The 973-nt window shown below is 60.0% G+C and carries 1 protein-coding gene; it reads left to right on the top strand.

The window, feature by feature from the left end; genetic code table 11:
- Positions 1-720, top strand: a 720-nt coding sequence (locus ABE472_RS18825; protein WP_346466784.1) for a Na+/H+ antiporter NhaA, incomplete at its 5' end; no start/stop codon positions are given.
- Positions 721-973: the final 253 nt, after the last annotated feature.

The raw sequence follows: 973 nt of genomic DNA, 5'->3' as shown, positions 1-973 counted from the left end.
CGGCACGCGCCTCCCAGCTTGAAGCTCTTGCTGCTGTCGGTGGCCATCATCGACGACATGGGTGCAGTGGCAATCATTGCCCTGTTTTACACCTCGTCCCTCGACATCGGAGCTTTGGCGGGTGCAATCGGCGCGGGGCTTGCCATGTATGCGCTAAAGAGAAACGGTGTGGAGCGGCTCTGGCCCTACTTGGTTCTGCTCTTGGCCATGTGGTATGCCACGCTTCTTTCAGGCGTCCACGCCACGATTGCAGGCGTTGTCGGTGCATTCCTGATCCCCTACGGCGCCAGTGCCAAGTCGCCACTGGTTCGCTTGGAGCACGGCATTGCTCCTTGGGTTGGCCTCGTGATCGTGCCGATCTTTGGCTTTGCCAATGCCGGCGTGGATCTGTCTGGAATTTCGATGAGCTCCATTTTGGCACCGCTGCCGTTGGGAATCGCTGCTGGGCTCTTCGTCGGCAAGCAAATTGGTGTGTTCGGTGGCGTTGCCCTTGCGGTCAAGACCGGGCTTGCTGAAAAGCCAGCGGGCGCATCGTGGCTACAAATCTACGGCGTGAGTTTGCTCTGCGGGATTGGCTTTACGATGAGCCTCTTCATCAGCTCGCTCGCGTTCCCATTGGACCCTGCGTTCGTTGAGGACGCCAAGGTCGGTATTTTGCTCGGGTCGCTGCTTTCCGCGCTGCTGGGAGCAGTCGTATTGAGGTTTGCACCCCGAAGCTAGAACAGGTTGCCGATCTGTATCTAAGCCATCCTGGCCCAGGTCCCAGCCAACCGAATCCGGTTGGCCGGGGCATTGATCAGCGAACGTGATCCAGGAACTGGCGGTGGCGCTCGTATTGGTCCAGCACATCGTGGATCAACTGCACCTTTGGCCAGCCCATAACGTCGTAGTCTTGCCCGCCTTCGCGCAGGTAGACCTCAGCCCGATAGTGGCGGGTGCCCTCGCTCACCGGGCGACGCGGGTCCTGCAACGC

The organism is Stenotrophomonas sp. TWI809 (assembly GCF_039673205.1).
Classification (GTDB): Bacteria; Pseudomonadota; Gammaproteobacteria; order Xanthomonadales; family Xanthomonadaceae; genus Stenotrophomonas.
Note: the sequence above shows the minus strand (reverse complement) of the source record. Positions and strands in the feature narration are given on the sequence as shown.